An 18,102-nucleotide genomic window follows, 5' to 3' on the forward strand; every position below is an offset into this window, starting at 1 on the left:
CACGTCGACCGGGATGGCATCGTTGTCGAACAGGCCGGCGCGGGTCAGGTAGGCCGCTTCCCGTACCCGGGCGATCTTGGTGGGGGTGTGGAACAGGGTGTGGGCGACCTGGCAGGCGACCATGTTGGTTTCGTCGCTGTTGGTCACCGCGACCAGCATGTCGGCATCGTCGGCGCCGGCCTGGCGCAGCACTGTGGGGAACGAACCGCGGCCGTGCACGGTACGGATGTCCAGGCGGTCGCCGAGATCGCGCAGGCGCTCGCCGTCGGTGTCGACCACGGTGATGTCGTTGGCTTCGCTGGCCAGGTGTTCCGCCAGCGTTCCGCCCACCTGCCCGGCGCCGAGGATGATGATCTTCATCCAGTCACTCCCTTAAAACCGTTTAGCCGCGCGCGGCGGCGATCTTGATCAGCTTGGCGTAGTAGAACCCGTCGTGGCCGCCCTCTTGCGCCAGCAACTGGCGCCCATGGGGCTGCTTCAGGCCGGCCGCAGGCTGACCCAGTTGCCCGGCGATGTCCAGTTCGCGCGCGCCCGGGGTGCGGCCGAGGAAGGCTTCGATCACCTTGGTGTTTTCGGTCGGCAGGGTCGAGCAGGTGGCGTACAGCAGGATGCCGCCGACTTCCAGGGTCGACCACATGGTGTCCAGCAATTCGCCCTGCAGGGCGGCCAGGGCGGCGATATCGTCAGCCTGGCGAGTGAGCTTGATGTCCGGGTGACGGCGAATCACCCCGGTGGCCGAACAGGGCGCGTCCAGCAGGATGCGCTGGAAGGGTTTGCCGTCCCACCAGGCCGCAGTGTCGCGGCCATCGGCGGCGATCAGTTCGGCGTCCAGGCCCAGGCGGTCGAGGTTCTCCCGGACCCGCACCAGGCGCTTGGCTTCCAGGTCCACCGCCACCACGCCGGCCAGCGCCGGCTGGACTTCGAGGATATGGCAGGTCTTGCCGCCGGGGGCGCAGCAGGCGTCCAGCACCCGCTGGCCTGGCGCCAGTTCCAGCAGCTCGGCGGCCAGTTGCGCGGCCTCGTCCTGCACGCTGATCCAGCCTTCGGCGAAGCCCGGCAGGCTGCGCACGTCGGCGGCTTCATCGAGCACGATGCCGTCCTGGCTGTAGACGCAAGGCTTGGCGGCAACACCGGCCTCGGCCAGCAGTTTCAGGTAGGCGTCGCGGGCATGATGACGGCGGTTGACCCGCAGGATCATCGGCGGGTGGGCGTTGTTGGCGGCGCAGATGGCTTCCCATTGCTCGGGCCAGAACGCCTTGAGGGATTTTTGCAGCCAGCGCGGGTGGGCGGTGCGCACCACCGGGTCGCGCTCCAGCTCGGCGAACAGCGCTTCGCTCTCGCGCTGGGCGCGGCGCAGCACGGCGTTGATCAGGGCCTTGGCCCAGGGCTTTTTCAGCTTGTCGGCGCAGCCCACGGTCTCGCCGATGGCGGCATGGGCGGGGACGCGGGTGTAGAGCAACTGGTAGAGCCCCACCAGCAGCAGCGCCTCGACGTCGGCGTCGGCGGCCTTGAACGGCTTCTGCAACAGCTTGGCCGCCAGCGCCGCCAGCCGGGGCTGCCAGCGTGCGGTACCGAAGGCCAGGTCCTGGGTGAAGCCGCGGTCGCGCACTTCGACCTTGTCCAGCTGGGTCGGCAGCGAGCTGTTGAGCGAGGCTTTGCCTGTGAGGACCGAGGTCAGGGCCTTGGCGGCGGCCAGACGGGGGGTCATTGGGTGTCCGCCGCTTGTCCGAGCACGGTGCCGGTGGCGAACTTCTCGCGTCGGCTGTTGAACAGGTCGCTGAAGTTCAGCGCCTTGCCGCCGGGCAATTGCAGGCGGGTCAGGCACAGCGCCTGCTCACCGCAGGCGACCAGCAGGCCGTCCTTGCTGGCGCCGAGAATGGTCCCCGGTACGCCACGGCCTTCGGCGAGGCGGGCGGCCAGCACCTTCAGGGCCTCGCCGTTCAGGGTGCTGTGGCAGATCGGCCAGGGGTTGAAGGCGCGTACCAGGCGTTCCAGTTCCACCGCCGGACGGTTCCAGTCGATCCGCGCCTCGTCCTTGTTCAGCTTGTGGGCGTAGGTGGCCAGGCTGTCGTCCTGCACCTCGCCTTGCAGAGTCCCCGCGGCGAGGCCGGCGATGGCCTGCACCACGGCCGGCGGGCCCATTTCGGCGAGACGGTCATGCAGGCTGCCGCCGGTGTCGTCGGCGCTGATCGGGGTGCTGACTTTCAGCAGCATCGGCCCGGTGTCCAGGCCGGCTTCCATGCGCATCACGGTCACGCCGCTTTCGGCGTCGCCGGCTTCCACGGCGCGCTGGATCGGCGCCGCCCCGCGCCAGCGTGGCAGCAGGGAGGCGTGGCTGTTGATGCAGCCCAGGCGCGGAATATCCAGCACCGCCTGCGGCAGGATCAGGCCATAGGCGACCACCACCATCAGGTCCGGCTTGAGGGCTGCCAGCTCGGCCTGGGCCTCGGCATTGCGCAGGGTCGGCGGTTGCAGCACGGGAATATCGTTTTCCACGGCAAGCTGCTTGACCGGGCTTGGCATCAGCTTTTGCCCACGCCCGGCCGGGCGGTCCGGCTGGGTGTAGACCGCAACGATCTCGTAGGGGCTGTCGAGCAGGGCCTTGAGGTGTTCGGCGGCAAATTCCGGGGTGCCGGCAAAGACGATGCGCAGTGGCTCAGTCATGGGAATTCTCGTAGGTAAACACTCGGAAAAGAAAAAGGCTTGCCGTGGCAAGCCTTTGCAAGACGGTCATCACGCCTGCTGGCGATGCAGCTTTTCCAGCTTCTTCTTGATCCGGTCGCGTTTGAGCGTGGACAGGTAGTCGACGAACAATTTGCCGTTGAGGTGGTCGCATTCGTGCTGGATGCACACCGCGAGCAGGCCTTCGGCGATCAGTTCGTAAGGTTGGCCGTCACGGTCCAGGGCCTTGATTTTCACGCGTTGCGGACGATCGACATTCTCGTAGAAGCCTGGCACCGAGAGGCAGCCTTCCTGGTACTGGCCCATCTCGTCGGTGAGCGTTTCGAACTCGGGGTTGATGAACACCCGCGGCTCGCTGCGGTCTTCGGACAGGTCCATGACCACGACGCGCTTGTGCACGTTGACCTGAGTGGCGGCCAGGCCGATGCCGGGCGCCTCATACATTGTTTCAAACATGTCGTCGACCAACTGACGCACTTCGTCGTCCACTACGGCCACGGGTTTGGCGATAGTGCGCAGGCGCGAGTCGGGGAATTCGAGGATGTTCAAAATGGCCATAAGCGTCGTTGCTACACGTGTGAAGTAAGTTCGGAATCGGAGGCCTTGCGGGTGGTGGACCGGGCAACCGTTGTAAAACGTGCTCGGTCGGGAGCAGGGAGCGCACAGGCTCTGGCGTTTCACGCGAGTACATATGATAAAGGGATTCACCGCATGAGGAAATCACTACTCGCCTTGCTGCTCGTGGGCTGGGCCGGTATCGGCCAGGCGCAGGTGGCGCTCCGGGAGGATTATCCACAGCGCTACACCGTGGTGGCGGGCGACACCCTGTGGAGCATCGCCAGCCGCTTTCTGCGTGACCCCTGGCAATGGCCGGCGCTCTGGCAGGCCAATGCCAGCCTGGCCGACCCCGACCTGATCTACCCCGGCGACTCCCTGGCGCTGGTCCGGGTCGCTGGCGAACCGCGCCTGAGCCTGGAACGCGGGGTCTCCCGGGGCACGATCAAGCTGTCGCCCCAGGTGCGTCGCATGCCGCTGGCCGAGGCGATTCCAAGCATTCCGTTGCAGGCCATCGACAGCTTCCTGCTGAGCAACCGCATCCTCGACCGGGCGGACGCCTTCGACAGCGCGCCCTATGTAGTCGCCGGCGATGCCGAGCGGGTGCTCAGCGGCACCGGCGACCGGATCTTCGCCCGCGGCCGCTTCGACCCGGAACAGCCGGCCTACGGCATCTTCCGTCAGGGCAAGACCTACACCGACCCGCAGAGCGGCGAAGTGCTGGGGATCAACGCCGACGAGATCGGCAGTGGCGAGCTGCTCGCGGTCGAGGGCGATATCGCCACCCTGCGATTGCAGCGCACTACCCAGGAAGTGCGCCTGGGGGACCGCTTGTTCAGCGGCGAGCCGCGCATCCTCGACTCGAGCTTCGCTCCCAGCCCGCCGAACCAGGCCGTCGAGGGCCTGATCATCGATGTGCCGCGGGGCGTCACCCAGATCGGCGCGCTGGATGTGGTGACGCTGAACAAGGGGCGGCGCGACGGCCTGGCGGAAGGCAATGTGCTGGCGGTGATGAAAACCGGGGAAACCGTGCGCGACCGGGTGGCCGGCGGCCAGGTGAAAATACCCGATGAGCGGGCCGGCCTGCTGATGGTGTTCCGCACCTACGACAAGCTCAGCTACGGCCTGGTGCTCAATGCTTCACGCTCCCTGGCGATCCTTGACAAGGTGCGCAACCCGTAAAACCCTCAACAAGTTACCAACAGAGTTATCCACAGCTTGTTCCTGCTGCTGCCGGGCTTATCACGATCAAGGATGATCCTATGCCACCGTCTGTCCAGGCTCCGGTTTCCCCCGCGGAACTGGAAGCCCGTCTACGTTTGCACCGCTTGCCGGAGCTGGGTCCGAAGCGTTTTCAGGTGCTGCTCGAAGCCTTCGGTTCGGCCTCCAGGGCCATCAGCGCACCGGCCAGTGCCTGGCGAACCCTGGGCTTGCCGGCGGTCGCGGCCGAGTCCCGACGCAATGCCCAGGTCCGGGATGGCGCCAGCCACGCCCTGGCCTGGCTGGAGCGTCCGGGCCAGCATTTACTGATGTGGGACCAGCCGGACTACCCGGCGCTGCTGCGGGAAATCGTCGATGCGCCGCCGTTGCTGTTCGTCGCCGGCGATCCGCGGATCCTGGAAAAACCGCAGTTGGCGGTGGTCGGCAGCCGTCGCGCGTCACGGCCCGGCATGGACACCGCCGCGGCGTTTTCCCGCAGCCTGGCCGCGGCCGGTTTTGTCATCACCAGCGGTCTGGCGTTGGGTATCGATGGCGCGGCGCACCAGGCGGCCCTGGAGGTCGGCGGGCAGACTGTCGGCGTGCTCGGTACCGGCCTGGAAAAATTTTATCCACAGCGCAATCGGCGCCTGGCCGAGGCCATGATCGCCCAGGGCAGCGCGGTGGTTTCCGAGTTCCCGCTGGAGACCGGGCCCCAGGCCAGCCACTTTCCCCGGCGTAACCGGATCATCAGCGGCCTGGTCCTTGGCGTGCTGGTGGTGGAGGCCAGCGTCGCCAGCGGCTCGCTGATCACTGCCCGGCTCGCCGCCGAGCAAGGGCGCGAGGTGTATGCGATACCCGGCTCGATCCACCACCCCGGGGCCCGGGGTTGCCATCAGTTGATTCGCGATGGCGCGGTGCTGGTGGAAACCATCGAGCACATCCTCGAGGCCCTGCGTGGCTGGCAACGGTTGCCGTTATCCACAACCTCGCCCGCCGCCGCGCCGGCGCATCCGCTGCTGGCGCTGTTGCATGCGGCGCCGCAGACCAGCGAGGGCCTGGTCGAGGCCAGCGGCTGGAGCCTGTCCAGGGTGCTGGCGGCGCTCACCGAGCTGGAGCTGGAAGGTCGCGCGGTATCCGAAGGGGGGTGCTGGTTCGTGCGGGCAAAAAGCTAGGCTTTATAGGCAGTATCGGTAAACTGCGCACAGCCTTAATCCGGAGAGTCAGCAATGGTCAGCAGTTGGCGTGTGCAAAAAGCCGCACGAGAAATTCGCGCAGGGGCGGTGATTGCCTATCCAACCGAAGCGGTCTGGGGGCTGGGCTGCGACCCGTGGAACGAAGAGGCGGTGGACCGGTTGCTGGCCATCAAGTCGCGGTCTGTGGATAAGGGCCTGATCCTGATCGCCGATAACATCCGCCAGTTCGATTTTCTGTTCGAGGATTTCCCCCAGGACTGGATCGATCGCATGGCCAGCACCTGGCCTGGGCCCAACACCTGGCTGGTGCCCCACCAGAACCTGTTGCCGGAGTGGGTCACCGGGGTCCACGACACCGTGGCGCTGCGGGTCAGCGATCATCCTTTGGTGCGGGAGCTGTGCGCGCTGGTCGGGCCGCTGATTTCCACCTCGGCCAACCCTCAAGGCCGCCCTGCTGCCCGTACGCGGCTGCGGGTCGAGCAGTATTTCCGCGGGCAGCTGGACCTGGTGCTGGGCGGCAACCTGGGCGGGCGCAAGAACCCGAGCCTGATCCGCGACCTGGCGACCGGCAAGATCGTCCGTCCGGCCTGAAATCGCGGCATCCTTCATTGCGGACAAGTCGGATCGCCGCCCGCTCGCTCCTACAAGATTTTTGATCGTTCACCCATTGGGCGTACGACTCGAGTCTGTAGGAGCGAGGCTTGCCCGCGATGCATTCGCTCAGACGACCCAGGGCTTACGGCAACAGAATGGTCGACCCCGTGGTCCGTCGCGCCGCCAGCTCGGTCTGCGCCTTCGCCGCGTCCGCCAGCGGATAACGATGGCCGATCTCGATCTTCAGCTTGCCGCTGGCGACCATGGCGAACAGATCGTCGGCCATGGCCTGCAGGTTCTCGGCGTTGTTGGCGTAGGCCGCCATGGACGGGCGCGTGACATAGAGCGAGCCCTTGGCCGCCAGAATCCCCAGGTTGACCCCTTCCACCGCGCCCGAGGCGTTGCCGAAGCTGACCATCAGCCCCCGCGGTTGCAGGCAGTCCAGGGAGGTCAGCCAGGTGTCCTTGCCCACGCCGTCGTAGACCACCGGGCATTTCTTGCCGCCGGTCAGCTCCAGCACACGCTTGGCCACGTCTTCATGGCTGTAGTCGATGGTTTCCCAGGCGCCGAGGGACTTCGCCAGGGCGGCTTTTTCCGGCGAACTGACGGTGCCGATCAGCTTCACCCCCAGGGCCTTGGCCCATTGGCAGGCGATCAGCCCGACCCCGCCGGCTGCGGCATGGAACAGCACGGTTTCGCCGCCCTTGAGCTCATAGGTCTGGCGCAGCAGGTACTGCACGGTCAGGCCCTTGAGCATCATGCCGGCGGCCTGCTCGAAGTCGATGCTGTCCGGCAGGTGCACCAGGTTGTCGGCGGGCAGTACATGCACATCGCTGTAGGCCCCCAGCGGGCCGCTGCCGTAGGCCACGCGGTCGCCGACCTTGAAGCGGGTCACGGCGCTGCCGACGGCCTCGACTACCCCGGCCCCTTCGGCGCCCAGGCCCGATGGCAGGGCCGGCGGCGCGTAGAGGCCGCTGCGGTAGTAGGTGTCGATGAAGTTCAGGCCGATGGCCTGGTTACGCACGCGAACCTGCTGCGGGCCCGGTTCGGCGGGCTGGTAGTCCACATACTCGAGTACTTCGGGGCCGCCGTGGGCCCGGAACTGGATACGCTTGGCCATCTGCACTTCTCTCCTTGGTCGTGTCGCGAAAGTGCCTTATCGGACTCCTATGCTTGATCGTCGTCAACTGCGACCGGCCCCCCCGCAGTGTTATGCTACGCGCCCGTTTGCGCAGGCCCCCTGGCTGTATCCCTGGCGCCGCGTAGCTTTGCCCGATTCAAGGTGATGCCATGACTACCCGCACCGAGGCCGTGAAAGCCTATCTGCTCGACCTGCAAGACCGCATTTGCGCTGCCCTGGAAGCCGAAGACGGCGGCACCCGCTTCGTCGAAGACGCCTGGACCCGGCCGGCCGGCGGTGGCGGGCGTACCCGGGTGATCGCCGACGGTGCGGTGATCGAGAAAGGCGGCGTCAACTTTTCCCATGTGTTCGGCAGCGGCCTGCCGCCGTCCGCCAGCGCCCACCGCCCTGAACTGGCCGGCCGTGGCTTCGAGGCCCTGGGCGTGTCGCTGGTGATCCACCCGCACAACCCCCATGTGCCAACCTCCCACGCCAACGTGCGGTTCTTCATCGCCGAGAAAGAAGGCGAAGAGCCGGTCTGGTGGTTCGGCGGCGGTTTCGACCTGACCCCCTACTACGGCAACATCGATGACTGCGTGCACTGGCACCGCGTCGCCGAAAAGGCCTGCGCGCCCTTCGGCCCGGACGTCTACCCGCGCTACAAGGCCTGGTGCGACAGCTACTTCCACCTCAAGCATCGCAATGAGCCGCGGGGCATCGGCGGCCTGTTCTTCGACGACCTCAACGAGTGGGACTTCGACACCAGCTTCGCCTTCATGCGCGCCATCGGCGACGCCTACCTCGAGGCGTACCTGCCGATCGTCCGGCGCCGCAAGGCCCAGGCCTATACCGAGAAGCAGCGCGAGTTCCAGGAATTCCGCCGCGGCCGTTATGTGGAGTTCAACCTGGTCTACGACCGTGGCACCCTGTTCGGCCTGCAATCGGGCGGGCGCACCGAGTCGATCCTGATGTCCCTGCCGCCGCAGGTGCGCTGGGCTTACGATTGGAAGGCCGAGCCAGGCAGCGAAGAAGCGCGCCTGACCGAGTACTTCCTGCAGGATCGCGACTGGCTGGCGGGCTCCGCGTAAGGCATCGCCGCCTGGTTGAACAGAGACAGCGTCGCGCCTTCCCGCCAAGGCGCGCATGAGGGTTTTATCGGATGGATCAGTACGTCGTTTTTGGTAACCCGATCGGCCACAGCAAGTCGCCGCTGATTCATCGGCTGTTCGCCGAGCAGACGGCGCAGCGGATGACTTACACCACCCTGCTGGCGCCCCTCGACGATTTCGCCGGCTGTGCCCGCGGGTTCTTCGTCGACGGGCGTGGCGCCAACGTCACGGTGCCGTTCAAGGAGGACGCCTATCGCCTGGCCGACAGCCTGACCGCCCGCGCCCAGCGCGCCGGTGCAGTGAACACCTTGAGCAAGCTCGCCGATGGCAGCCTGTTGGGCGACAACACCGACGGCGCCGGCCTGGTGCGCGACCTGACGGTCAACGCCGGCTTCAGCCTCAAGGGCAAGTACATCTTGCTGCTGGGCGCCGGTGGCGCGGTGCGTGGGGCTTTGGAACCGCTGCTGGCGGAGCAGCCGGCGTCGCTGATCATCGCCAACCGCACGGTGGAAAAGGCCGAGCGGCTGGCCGAGCTGTTCGATGACTTGGGGCCGGTATCCGCCAGCGGTTTCGACTGGTTGCACGAGCCGGTGGACCTGATCATCAACGCCACCTCGGCCAGCCTCAGCGGCGACGTGCCGCCAATCGCCCCCAGCCTGATCGAGCCGGGCAAGACGGTGTGCTACGACATGATGTACGGCAAGGAGCCGACCGCCTTCTGTCGCTGGGCCAGTGAACACGGCGCGGCGATCGCCATGGATGGGCTGGGCATGCTCGCCGAGCAGGCCGCGGAAGCCTTCTTCCTGTGGCGCGGCGTGCGCCCGGACACCGCGCCGGTGCTGGCGGAGCTGCGGCGCCAGCTGGCGCTCTGACCCGCCGCGTCATCGTTCATCGCGGGCAAGTCGGATGCCCGATATGGCCGCGCTGCAACCGGCGATCAATCCTCGAAGCGGATCGGACAGTGCTCCGGGCCTTCGAGTTTTCTCAATTCCTCGATCACCGAGGCCCGGGCACGGCGCAGGGTCAGGCTGCGGTTCTGGCGCAGCAGGCGGCGGGCTTCCTGGTGCAGCATGGCCACCCCGGAATAGTCGATGAAGTTGATCTGCCGGGCGTCGATCACCAGGCGCGGGGCGTGGCAGCGCTGCATGCGTACCTGCAGGTAATGGCTGGCGCCAAAAAAGATCGAGCCGCCGACCCGTAAAATGTCTTCGTCGCCTTCGCGGCCATGCTGCACCCGCGGTTGCGAGGTGCGCTTGAGGTAGAAGAACAGCGATGCCAGGACCCCGGCGTAGATCGCCGTCTGCAATTCCAGCAGCAAGGTGGCGATACAGGTCAGGCTCATCACCGCGAATTCGGCGCGGCTGACGCGGAACAGCGCGCGAATGCCGCGATGGTCCACCAGCCCCGAGCAGATCAGCAGGATGCTGCCGGCCATGGCCGGCAGCGGGATATGGGCGATCAGCGCCGCGCCGGCCACCGCGAACAAGGCCACCCACAACGCCGAGAACACCCCCGCCAGGGGTGAACAGGCGCCGGCTTCGTAGCTCAGGCCGGAGCGGGTAAAGGAGCCGGACGACAGGTACCCGGAGAAGAACGCGCCGACGATATTCGACAGGCCCTGGGCGCGGACCTCCTGATTGGCATCGAGCAACTGCTCGGAGCGGGCCGACAGCGAGCGGGCGATCGACAGGCTGGTCACCAGCCCCAGCATGCCCACTGCCACCGCGCTGGGCAGCAGGCGCAGGATCATGTCCAGGTCCAGCGGTAGCGGGCTGAACGGCGGCAGGCGCCCGGTAAAGGCGCTGACCAGCTGCACCTGGCCGAACATCGACGGCCACAGCCATACCAGCAGCGCGCTGAGGACCAGGGTGAGCAGCAGCGAAGGCCAGCGCGGCACCAGCAGTTTCAGGGCCACGCCAACGACCAGGGTGCCCAGGCCGAGGATCAGCGAGGGTTTATCCACAGCGTCGAGATGGGCGAACAGCGCGGCCAGGCTGTTCAGCGCCGTGGCCTCGCTCGGCAGGTCCAGGCCCAGCAGGTTGGGCAGTTGCCCGAGGGCAATCACCACCGCGGCGCCGAGGGTGAAGCCGAGCACCACCGAATGGGACACGAAGTTCACCAGCGCGCCGAAGCGCAGCAGGCCCAGCAGCCACTGGAATACCCCCGCCAGCAGAGTCAGCAGCAGGATCAGGGTGATGTAGTCCTGGGACGCGGGCACCGCCAGGGGGCTGACGCTGGCGTAGAGCACGATGGAAATTGCTGCGGTCGGACCACAGATCAGGTGCCAGGACGATCCCCACAGGCAGGCGATCAATACCGGCACGATGGCGGCATACAGGCCGTATTCCGGCGGCAGGCCGGCGATCAGGGCATAGGCGATGGACTGCGGCAGCGCCAGGATGGCGCCGCTCAGGCCCACCAGCAGGTCGCGCCCGACGCTGGCACGGGTCTGCCGCGGCAGCCAGCCCAGGAAGGGCAAGAGTGAATGGCGATCGGGCCAGGCCATGGGTCCTCGCGGGTGAGCGTGTTCAGGGGCGTCAGGGTAAAGCATTGCCGGAAGGCTTGCCCTATTCCGCCAGGGTTTCCTGTAGGAGCGAAGCTTGCTCGCGATGCGGGCGACACGGTCTTCCAGATGGACCGTGTGCGCAGGTTTTGGGGCTACTGCGTAGCCCATCGCGGGCAAGCCTCGCTCCTACATACGCGCTAGAGCCTGGCTTGCACGGCCGGCAGCGCATCCTTGCCGTCGAGGGTCTTCACCCCGTCCAGCCATTTGCCCAGCACCGCCGGGTTGGCCTTGATCCAGGCCTTGGCGGCGTCGGCGTTGCTGACCTTCTTGTTCGCCACCTCGGCCATGATGCTGTTCTCCATGTCCTGGGTGAAGCTCAGGTTGCTCAGCAGCTTGCCGACGTTCGGGCAGGCCTGGGTGTAGCCCTTGCGGGTCAGGGTGTAGACGCTGCCGGTCGCGCCGAAGTACTGCTCGCCGCCCTTGAGGTAGCGCATTTTCAGTTGCACGTTCATCGGGTGCGGGGTCCAGCCGAGGAAGGTGACGAACTTCTGCCGTTTCACCGCCCGGGAGACTTCCGCCAGCATCGCCTGCTCGCTGGACTCGATCAGCTTCCACTGGCCGAGGTCGAAGTCGTTCTTCTTGATGATCTCCTGCAATGACAGGTTGGCCGGGGCCCCGGAACCGATGCCGTAGAGCTTCTTGTCAAACTTGTCGGCGAAGGTGTTCAGGTCCTTGAAGTCATGCACGCCGGCGTCCCACACATAATCCGGCACCGCCAGGGTGAACTCGGTGCCATCCAGGTTCTTCGCCAGCTGGGTAACCTCGCCCGTGGCCACGAACTTGTCGTAGAAGCCCTGCTGCGCCGGCATCCAGTTGCCGAGGAACACATCCACCTGGCCATCCTTGAGCCCGCCGAAGGTGATCGGCACCGCCAGGGTGTCGACCTTGGCCTTGTAGCCCATGCCGTCCAGCAGGAAGCCGGTGATGGCATTGGTGGCGGCGATGTCGCTCCAGCCCGGATCGGCCATCTTCACAGTCTCGCAGCCCTGTTCGGCCCAGGCCGAGGCGCTGCCTGCTACCAGAAGCGCGGCGACCAGTGTTGTGGATAACTTTTGCATGCTCTTCCCCTTAGGTTTTATTGGTTTTGGCAGGGTTGTGGATAACGAGCCTTGCGCTCCAGATCGTCGAGGTCGATGTGGTTGCGCATGTACTGCTGGCTGGCATCGACCAGCGGCTGGTGGTCCCAGCTCTTGCGCTTGCCGAGGCTCAGCGCGTCGGCGACGAAGCGACGTCGACGCTGGCTGGCGAGTACCTGGTGGTGAATGGCCGGGATGTTCCATTTGGCCCGTGCTTCGCGGAGAAAACCCTCGAAAAGTTGGCGATGCTGCGGCGATTGGCTGAGTTCTTCCTGTTCCTGCGGGTCGTTGGCCAGGTCGAACAGCAGGCACGGGTCGTCTTCGCTGTAGATGAACTTGTAGCGGCCGCGGCGAATCATCATCAGCGGGCCGACGGTGCCTTCGGCCATGTATTCGCCGAAGACCTCGTCGTGTCCGCCCTGCCCTCGCAAGTGCGGCACCAGGGAGCGGCCGTCCAGCGGCAGCCCCGGTTGCAGCTCGCCACCGGCCAGTTCCACCAGGGTCGGCAGCAGGTCGGCGGTGGAGACGGCCTGGGTGACCCGGCCGGCGGCGAATTGCCCTGGCGCGCTGACCAGCAGCGGCACGCGAGCGGCCATGTCGAACCAGTGCATTTTGTACCAGAGGCCGCGCTCGCCGAGCATGTCGCCGTGGTCGCCGGAGAAGATGACGATGGTATCGTCGATCAGCCCGGTTTCCTCCAGGGTTTCCAGGAGTTTGCCGACGTTGCTGTCGATATAGCTGCATGCGCCGAAATAGGCGCGGCGCGCGTCGCGGATTTTATCCACAGGCAGCGGCTTGCCCCACAGGTCGTAAACCTTGAGCAGACGCTGGGAGTGCGGGTCGAGATCGGCCTGGTCCGGGGTCCGGGGCAGCGGAATCTCCTCGTCGCGGTACAGGTCCCAGAAGGCCTTGGGAATGGTGTAGGGGTCGTGGGGATGGGTCATCGACACGGTCAGGCAGAACGGTTGGTCGCCGTCTTCGCGCACATGGTCGAACAGGTACTGGCGGGCCTTGAACAGCACCTCCTCGTCGAAATCCAGCTGGTTGGTGCGCACGCACGGCCCGGCCTGCAGCACCGAGGACATGTTGTGGTACCAGCTCGGGCGCACGTCCGGCTCGTCCCAATTCACCGCCCAGCCGTAGTCGGCCGGGTAGATATCGCAGGTCAAGCGTTCTTCGTAGCCGTGCAACTGGTCCGGACCGCAGAAATGCATCTTGCCCGAGAGCGCGGTGCGATAGCCCAGGCGGCGCAGGTAATGGGCGTAGGTCGGGACGTCGGCGGGAAAGTCGGCGGCGTTGTCATAGGCGCCGATCTTGCTCGGCAACTGGCCGCTGACCAGGGTGAAGCGCGAAGGCGCACACAGTGGGCTGTTGCAGTAGGCGGCGTCGAACACCACGCCCTGGGCGGCGAGGCGGCTCAGGTGCGGCAGCTTGATGGGCGATGGACCGTAGAACGGCAACAGTGGCGCGGCCATCTGATCGGCCATGATGAAAAGAATGTTCTTGCGCTTCATGTCTTCGCGGCATTCCATAGTGAGGAGTTATGGGAAAGTGCTGCGATCGAGCATGTAACTCGCGGTATTTGTGGTAAAGCCCATGTGCGGCAATGACTAGGATAAGTGCAGCTTATGTATGAAGCCCTTGGCGACCTGTCCCTGGATCTGTTTCGCGTCTTCGAGGCGGCGGCGCGCCAGCGCAGCTTTACCGCCGCAGCGGCGGAACTGGGCACCACCCAGCCGGCCATCAGCCAGCAGATCAAACGGCTGGAGGAGCAGCTCGGTACCCGGCTGTTCGACCGCATCTACCGTGGCATCGAACTGACCGAGGCCGGCAGCTTGCTGTTCGAGCAGGTGCAGGCCGGTTTGCAGAGCATCGACAGCGGCCTGAGCGCCATCACCGCCCAGCACCAGCACGAGGTGCTGCAGGTGGCCACCGACTTCGCCTTCGCCGCTTACTGGCTGATGCCGCGGCTGCATCGTTTTCACGCCGCCAACCCACAGGTGGACGTGAGCCTGGTCACCAGCGAGCGCAGCCAGCACATGTTGCGCAGCGATATCGACGTGGCGGTGCTGTTCGGCGATGGCCGTTTCAAGCAGGGCGAAAGCCACTGGCTGTTCAACGAGGAAGTGTTTCCAGTGTGCAGCCCGCTGCTGCTCAAGGAGCGGCCGACGCCCCTGCCCGCCCAGACGCTGCTGGAGTTTCCGTTGCTGCACCTGAAGGGGGAAAGCAGCAGCCACTGGTTCGACTGGAGCGGCGTGTTCCGCGAGCTGGGCATCGCCACCCCGCCGGCGCCGGGGCAACTGCGTTTCGACAACTACACCCTGCTGATCCAGGCGGCGATCGGCGGCCAGGGGGTGGCCATCGGCTGGCGCCATCTGGTGGACGACCTGCTGGCGCAAGGCCTGCTGTGCCGGCCGATCGGCGAAACCGTGATCTCCCGCTACGGCTATTACGTGGTCCTGCCGCAGCGCAAACGGCGTGGGCCGCTGATCCAGCGGTTCTTCGACTGGCTGATGGCCGAACAGGCCGACAGCGCGCAATCCCTGGCCGGGTTGGCGCTGCCTTCGATTGCGGTTTGAGGTTGTCGCGGATTGAGCGAGTGGCTCAACACACGAAGTTCACATGCTCGCTCACATGCAGGTTCAGCCGCAGTTCATCGGCGATGCCGGCGGCCACCCGCGTGAGTCGTTGCACGGGCTCGTCCAGCTTCGATGGGAGGCTGCCGGCGGGTTCGCGGAAATGTTCCAGGGTCAGTCCGGGCACGCTGTGCGGAGCGTTCACCAGGGTCCAGCGCAAGGGACTGCCTTGCAGCGCACCGAGGATCGCTTCGGCGCTGCGGCGTGGCTCGCGACCCTCCATCTCGGGCTGGTCCAGCACCTCGAAATGCCCCACCAGAAACAGGCGCCGGACACCGGCCTCCCCCATGCCGGCAATCAGTGCCTCGACCGCCTGGAGCTGTTCGCGGGATTCGAGCCCCAGGTTTTCCGGCTGTTCCTGGCCCATGGGCAGCCCTGGGGCATCCAGCAGGCAGACCACCACGTCGCCTCCGGCCACGCTTTGCCTGACCCGCGTGGCGTTGAGCAGATCGCCGCATTTGGTCCGCAAGCCGGGCAGTGGCTCAAGGGCCGTCAGGTCGTCGAGGATGGCGATCACCTCATGCTGACGCCGCAGGAACTCCGCCATCAGCGCGCTGCCCAGGCTACTCATGGCACCATAGAGCACCAGCTTTACCACCGGGGTTTCGGCATTTTTCATGGCGCGGCTCGTTTCTTTGCCCTGGTGATATTTTGACCTGTGGGCCGTCGCCGGGTTTCGACTTTGTCGCGAGGTTTTCCATGCAACGCATCAAGGGCTATCACGCCCATGTCTATTTCGACGCCAGCACCATCGACCAGGCGCGGGCGCTGTGCGAGCAGGCGGCGCAACTGTTTCCGGTGCAGATGGGGCGGGTGCATGAGCGCTTGGTCGGCCCGCATCCGGACTGGAGTTGCCAGCTGGCGTTCGAACCGCAGTACCTGGGCCTGGTGCTGCCGTGGCTGGCGCTCAATCGCAACGGGCTGGTGGTGTTCCTGCACCCGGACACCGGCGACGATCTGAAGGATCACACCGATCACGCGGTGTGGATGGGGGCGATCAGGCCGTTGGATCTGTCGATCTTCTGAGCCATCTGTAGGAGCGAGCGGGCGGCGATCCGGCTTGCCGGCGATGGACGATGGCGCGTTATGACAGGTACGCCGTGCCGCTTCATCGCACGCAAGCTGTGCTCCTACGCGATGCCGTGATCAATACAACACGTTATCCAGAATCTCGTAGACGACCCCGCTCCCCACCGCGATCAGCACGATATCGGCGCCCATGCGCCGCCATTCGTAACCCCGGTAGTACGGCAGGTGTGCCAGGGCGCGGTTGTCCAGGCGTTCGCCGTAGTAGCCGCGAGGCAGCGGCTGGCCGCGTACCAGGAGGATGCCGCGGGGCGGCGGCGCGCCACGCACGAAGTAGACGTGGTTGTCGCGAATGGTCTGGCGCACCGGGCCAAAATCCCGGGGCGGACCGCCCCGATAATCGAACTGCGGGCCGCGATGCTCATCGCCACGGTGGTCCCGGCGATAGTCCCCTCCGTCGTCGTAGCGGCCCTGTTGCGGATCACCCCGATCATGGTCGTAGCGCGGGTCCGCTACCGCAGGCAGCAGCGGGCTGGCGCTCAGCATCAGCACACCGAGACCGGCAATCAGGTGTTTGGGCATTTTCATCGGGTCTTCCTCGGAACACGAACAGCAAAAAGGGGCTCGGAACCTGGTTCCGAACCCCTGGGTCTTGCTGTTTAGTCTGTGGCGGCCGAGGCTAATTCCTCTGTATCAGGAACTTTACCCTCAGCTGACACGGGCCTGACGTACCCCTTCGGCGAGGGACGCGCAGAGGCTCAGCACACCGTCCACGGCCTGCTCGGAACTGCTGGCATTGGCGATCTGGTCGATCAGCGCCGAGCCCACCACCACGCCGTCGGCCAGGCGGGCGATGGCCGCGGCCTGTTCCGGGGTACGGATACCGAAACCGATGCTGATCGGCAGGTCGGTGTGGCGCCGCAGGCGGGTCACCGCCTCTTCCACGTGCTCCAGGGTGGCGGAGCCGGCCCCGGTCACGCCCGCCACGGAGACGTAGTAGACGAAGCCCGAGCTGCCATTCAGTACTTTTGGCAGGCGTGCGTCGTCGGTGGTCGGTGTGGTCAGGCGGATGAAGTCGATACCGGCAGCCTGGGACGGGTCGCACAGCTCGGCGTTGTGCTCGGGCGGCATGTCCACCACGATCAGGCCGTCGACCCCGGCTGCCTTGGCTTCGGCGATGAAGCGCGGCACGCCGTAGTGGTGGATCGGGTTGAAGTAACCCATCAGCACCAGCGGCGTCTCGTTGTTGCCGGCGCGGAACTCGCGAACCATCTGCAGGGTTTTCGCCAGGTTCTGCTGCGCCGCCAGGGCGCGGATGTTGGCCAGCTGGATCGCCGGGCCGTCGGCCATCGGGTCGGTGAAGGGCATGCCCAGTTCGATCACGTCGGCGCCGGCGGCCGGCAAGCCCTTGAGGATCGCCAGGGAGGCGTCGTAACCCGGGTCGCCGGCGGTGACGAAGGTCACCAGGGCGGCGCGGTTCTGTTGCTTAAGCTCGGCAAAGCGCGTTTGCAGGCGGCTCATCAGTGTTTCTCCTGCTGGGACTGTTGCATATGGTGCATCACGGTTTGCATGTCTTTGTCGCCGCGGCCCGAGAGGTTGACCACCATCAGGTGATCCTTGGGCAGGTTCGGCGCGCGCTTGAACACTTCGGCCAGGGCGTGGGCGCTTTCCAGGGCCGGGATGATGCCTTCCAGGCGGCAGCACTGGTGGAACGCGGCCAGGGCTTCGTCGTCGGTCACCGAGGTGTACTCGACGCGGCCGATATCGTGCAGCCAGGCGTGTTCGGGGCCGATGCCTGGGTAGTCGAGGCCGGCGGAAATCGAGTGGGCGTCGATGATCTGGCCATCCTCGTCCTGTAGCAGGAAGGTGCGGTTGCCGTGCAGTACGCCCGGCAGGCCGCCGTTCAGGCTGGCCGCGTGCTTGCCGGTCTCGATGCCGTAGCCGGCGGCTTCGACGCCGATGATCTGCACGCTCTTATCGTCGAGGAACGGGTGGAACAGGCCCATGGCGTTGGAACCGCCGCCGATGCACGCCACCAGGCTGTCCGGCAGGCGGCCTTCCTGGGCTTGCAGCTGGTCGCGGGTTTCCTTGCCGATCACCGCCTGGAAGTCGCGGACCATCGCTGGGTAAGGGTGCGGACCGGCCACGGTGCCGATCAGGTAGAAGGTGCTGTCGACGTTGGTCACCCAGTCGCGCAGGGCTTCGTTCATCGCGTCTTTCAGGGTGCCGGTGCCGGCGACCACCGGGATCACCCCACAACTAATACACATTGTGGCACGGGATATGCCCTGTGTTTCATCACATGGTCCATCGCTCGACTTCGCGATGGGCGACCAGAGCTGGCC

Annotated in this window: 18 protein-coding genes and 1 pseudogene; 7 read left to right on the top strand and 12 right to left on the bottom strand. The window is 66.0% G+C overall.

Annotation, left to right across the window (positions count from 1 at the left end):
• The 4 genes from ACQKQA_RS26015 to def all read right to left on the bottom strand — a co-directional run.
• On the bottom strand, positions 1–360 hold a 360-nt coding region (locus ACQKQA_RS26015; protein ID WP_427563896.1), incomplete at its 3' end, for an NAD-binding protein.
• 22 nt (positions 361–382) lie between these two features.
• Positions 383–1,708, bottom strand: a complete 1,326-nt coding sequence (rsmB, locus tag ACQKQA_RS26020; protein WP_427563898.1) for a 16S rRNA (cytosine(967)-C(5))-methyltransferase RsmB — start codon at positions 1,706–1,708, stop codon at positions 383–385.
• Positions 1,705–2,664 carry a methionyl-tRNA formyltransferase gene (gene fmt / locus ACQKQA_RS26025; protein ID WP_427563900.1) on the bottom strand — a complete coding sequence of 320 codons (960 nt, stop codon included), beginning with the start codon at positions 2,662–2,664 and terminating at the stop codon, positions 1,705–1,707. Before fmt ends, rsmB begins: the two co-directional genes overlap by 4 nt.
• Before the next feature lie 69 nt (positions 2,665–2,733).
• On the bottom strand, positions 2,734–3,240 hold the full coding sequence (gene def / locus ACQKQA_RS26030; RefSeq protein WP_427563902.1) for a peptide deformylase: 507 nt from the start codon (positions 3,238–3,240) through the stop codon (positions 2,734–2,736).
• Between the two features lie 153 nt (positions 3,241–3,393).
• On the opposite strand from def, the gene ACQKQA_RS26035 reads away from it, so the two are divergent.
• The 3 genes from ACQKQA_RS26035 (at position 3,394) to ACQKQA_RS26045 (ending at position 6,221) form a co-directional block, all read left to right on the top strand.
• Positions 3,394–4,419 carry a LysM peptidoglycan-binding domain-containing protein gene (locus tag ACQKQA_RS26035; protein ID WP_427563904.1) on the top strand — a complete coding sequence of 342 codons (1,026 nt, stop codon included), beginning with the start codon at positions 3,394–3,396 and terminating at the stop codon, positions 4,417–4,419.
• 80 nt (positions 4,420–4,499) lie between these two features.
• Complete coding sequence (gene dprA, locus ACQKQA_RS26040; RefSeq protein WP_427563906.1) at positions 4,500–5,609, top strand: DNA-processing protein DprA; 1,110 nt, start codon at positions 4,500–4,502, stop codon at positions 5,607–5,609.
• A 54-nt stretch (positions 5,610–5,663) separates the two neighbouring features.
• Entirely contained in the window at positions 5,664–6,221 is a 558-nt protein-coding gene (locus ACQKQA_RS26045) for an L-threonylcarbamoyladenylate synthase (protein WP_427563908.1), read from the top strand.
• A gap of 145 nt (positions 6,222–6,366) precedes the next feature.
• Here ACQKQA_RS26045 and ACQKQA_RS26050 read toward each other — a convergent pair whose 3' ends face one another.
• Positions 6,367–7,344 carry a quinone oxidoreductase family protein gene (locus ACQKQA_RS26050; RefSeq protein ID WP_427563910.1) on the bottom strand — a complete coding sequence of 326 codons (978 nt, stop codon included), beginning with the start codon at positions 7,342–7,344 and terminating at the stop codon, positions 6,367–6,369.
• 170 nt (positions 7,345–7,514) lie between these two features.
• Between ACQKQA_RS26050 and hemF the strand changes: the two genes are divergently transcribed.
• Both hemF and aroE read left to right on the top strand, forming a co-directional pair.
• A complete protein-coding gene (hemF, locus tag ACQKQA_RS26055) occupies positions 7,515–8,432 on the top strand; it encodes an oxygen-dependent coproporphyrinogen oxidase (RefSeq protein ID WP_427563912.1) in 918 nt (305 codons plus the stop codon).
• Between the two features lie 71 nt (positions 8,433–8,503).
• On the top strand, positions 8,504–9,325 hold the full coding sequence (aroE, locus tag ACQKQA_RS26060; RefSeq protein WP_427563914.1) for a shikimate dehydrogenase: 822 nt from the start codon (positions 8,504–8,506) through the stop codon (positions 9,323–9,325).
• 65 nt (positions 9,326–9,390) lie between these two features.
• On the opposite strand, the gene ACQKQA_RS26065 is transcribed toward aroE, so the two are convergent.
• The 3 genes from ACQKQA_RS26065 to betC all read right to left on the bottom strand — a co-directional run bounded on the left by ACQKQA_RS26065 (position 9,391) and on the right by betC (position 13,609).
• The gene (locus ACQKQA_RS26065) at positions 9,391–10,959 is read right to left on the bottom strand and encodes a SulP family inorganic anion transporter (protein ID WP_427563915.1); all 1,569 of its coding nucleotides are present in this window, start codon (positions 10,957–10,959) and stop codon (positions 9,391–9,393) included.
• A gap of 197 nt (positions 10,960–11,156) precedes the next feature.
• Positions 11,157–12,077, bottom strand: coding sequence for a choline ABC transporter substrate-binding protein (gene choX / locus ACQKQA_RS26070; protein WP_427563917.1), 921 nt, complete (start codon positions 12,075–12,077; stop codon positions 11,157–11,159).
• A 17-nt stretch (positions 12,078–12,094) separates the two neighbouring features.
• Positions 12,095–13,609: a choline-sulfatase gene (gene betC / locus ACQKQA_RS26075; RefSeq protein WP_427563919.1), complete on the bottom strand. Its 1,515-nt coding sequence runs from the start codon at positions 13,607–13,609 to the stop codon at positions 12,095–12,097.
• A gap of 114 nt (positions 13,610–13,723) precedes the next feature.
• Here betC and ACQKQA_RS26080 point away from each other — a divergent pair, with 114 nt between their 5' ends.
• On the top strand, positions 13,724–14,674 hold the full coding sequence (locus ACQKQA_RS26080) for a choline sulfate utilization transcriptional regulator (RefSeq protein ID WP_427563920.1): 951 nt from the start codon (positions 13,724–13,726) through the stop codon (positions 14,672–14,674).
• Positions 14,675–14,699: 25 nt separating this feature from the next.
• On the opposite strand, the gene ACQKQA_RS26085 is transcribed toward ACQKQA_RS26080, so the two are convergent.
• Positions 14,700–15,350, bottom strand: coding sequence for an NAD(P)-dependent oxidoreductase (locus tag ACQKQA_RS26085; protein WP_427563922.1), 651 nt, complete (start codon positions 15,348–15,350; stop codon positions 14,700–14,702).
• Between the two features lie 80 nt (positions 15,351–15,430).
• Between ACQKQA_RS26085 and ACQKQA_RS26090 the strand changes: the two genes are divergently transcribed.
• Complete coding sequence (locus ACQKQA_RS26090) at positions 15,431–15,757, top strand: DOPA 4,5-dioxygenase family protein (protein ID WP_427563924.1); 327 nt, start codon at positions 15,431–15,433, stop codon at positions 15,755–15,757.
• A 120-nt stretch (positions 15,758–15,877) separates the two neighbouring features.
• Here ACQKQA_RS26090 and ACQKQA_RS26095 read toward each other — a convergent pair whose 3' ends face one another.
• From ACQKQA_RS26095 to ACQKQA_RS26105, 3 genes and pseudogenes are all read right to left on the bottom strand, one after another.
• Complete coding sequence (locus tag ACQKQA_RS26095; RefSeq protein WP_427563925.1) at positions 15,878–16,345, bottom strand: anti-virulence regulator CigR family protein; 468 nt, start codon at positions 16,343–16,345, stop codon at positions 15,878–15,880.
• Between the two features lie 120 nt (positions 16,346–16,465).
• Entirely contained in the window at positions 16,466–17,278 is an 813-nt protein-coding gene (trpA, locus tag ACQKQA_RS26100) for a tryptophan synthase subunit alpha (RefSeq protein WP_427563927.1), read from the bottom strand.
• Positions 17,278–18,009: pseudogene (locus ACQKQA_RS26105) on the bottom strand (pyridoxal-phosphate dependent enzyme); the annotation flags it as partial. The gene trpA and the pseudogene ACQKQA_RS26105, both read right to left, overlap by 1 nt.
• Between the last annotated feature and the right edge of the window lie 93 nt (positions 18,010–18,102).

The sequence above is a fragment of the Pseudomonas sp. NPDC089530 genome, from assembly GCF_050280705.1.
Lineage (GTDB): Bacteria > Pseudomonadota > Gammaproteobacteria > Pseudomonadales > Pseudomonadaceae > Aquipseudomonas.

Coding starts and splice junctions, on each gene's coding strand:
- choX (WP_427563917.1), bottom strand. CDS start 12,077: ATGCAAAAGTTATCCACAACACTGGTCGCCGCGCTTCTGGTAGCAGGC.
- ACQKQA_RS26095 (WP_427563925.1), bottom strand. CDS start 16,345: ATGAAAATGCCCAAACACCTGATTGCCGGTCTCGGTGTGCTGATGCTG.
- betC (WP_427563919.1), bottom strand. CDS start 13,609: ATGAAGCGCAAGAACATTCTTTTCATCATGGCCGATCAGATGGCCGCG.
- fmt (WP_427563900.1), bottom strand. CDS start 2,664: ATGACTGAGCCACTGCGCATCGTCTTTGCCGGCACCCCGGAATTTGCC.
- ACQKQA_RS26085 (WP_427563922.1), bottom strand. CDS start 15,350: ATGAAAAATGCCGAAACCCCGGTGGTAAAGCTGGTGCTCTATGGTGCC.
- aroE (WP_427563914.1), top strand. CDS start 8,504: ATGGATCAGTACGTCGTTTTTGGTAACCCGATCGGCCACAGCAAGTCG.
- ACQKQA_RS26050 (WP_427563910.1), bottom strand. CDS start 7,344: ATGGCCAAGCGTATCCAGTTCCGGGCCCACGGCGGCCCCGAAGTACTC.
- hemF (WP_427563912.1), top strand. CDS start 7,515: ATGACTACCCGCACCGAGGCCGTGAAAGCCTATCTGCTCGACCTGCAA.
- def (WP_427563902.1), bottom strand. CDS start 3,240: ATGGCCATTTTGAACATCCTCGAATTCCCCGACTCGCGCCTGCGCACT.
- rsmB (WP_427563898.1), bottom strand. CDS start 1,708: ATGACCCCCCGTCTGGCCGCCGCCAAGGCCCTGACCTCGGTCCTCACA.
- ACQKQA_RS26090 (WP_427563924.1), top strand. CDS start 15,431: ATGCAACGCATCAAGGGCTATCACGCCCATGTCTATTTCGACGCCAGC.
- ACQKQA_RS26035 (WP_427563904.1), top strand. CDS start 3,394: ATGAGGAAATCACTACTCGCCTTGCTGCTCGTGGGCTGGGCCGGTATC.
- ACQKQA_RS26065 (WP_427563915.1), bottom strand. CDS start 10,959: ATGGCCTGGCCCGATCGCCATTCACTCTTGCCCTTCCTGGGCTGGCTG.
- ACQKQA_RS26045 (WP_427563908.1), top strand. CDS start 5,664: ATGGTCAGCAGTTGGCGTGTGCAAAAAGCCGCACGAGAAATTCGCGCA.
- ACQKQA_RS26080 (WP_427563920.1), top strand. CDS start 13,724: ATGTATGAAGCCCTTGGCGACCTGTCCCTGGATCTGTTTCGCGTCTTC.
- trpA (WP_427563927.1), bottom strand. CDS start 17,278: ATGAGCCGCCTGCAAACGCGCTTTGCCGAGCTTAAGCAACAGAACCGC.
- dprA (WP_427563906.1), top strand. CDS start 4,500: ATGCCACCGTCTGTCCAGGCTCCGGTTTCCCCCGCGGAACTGGAAGCC.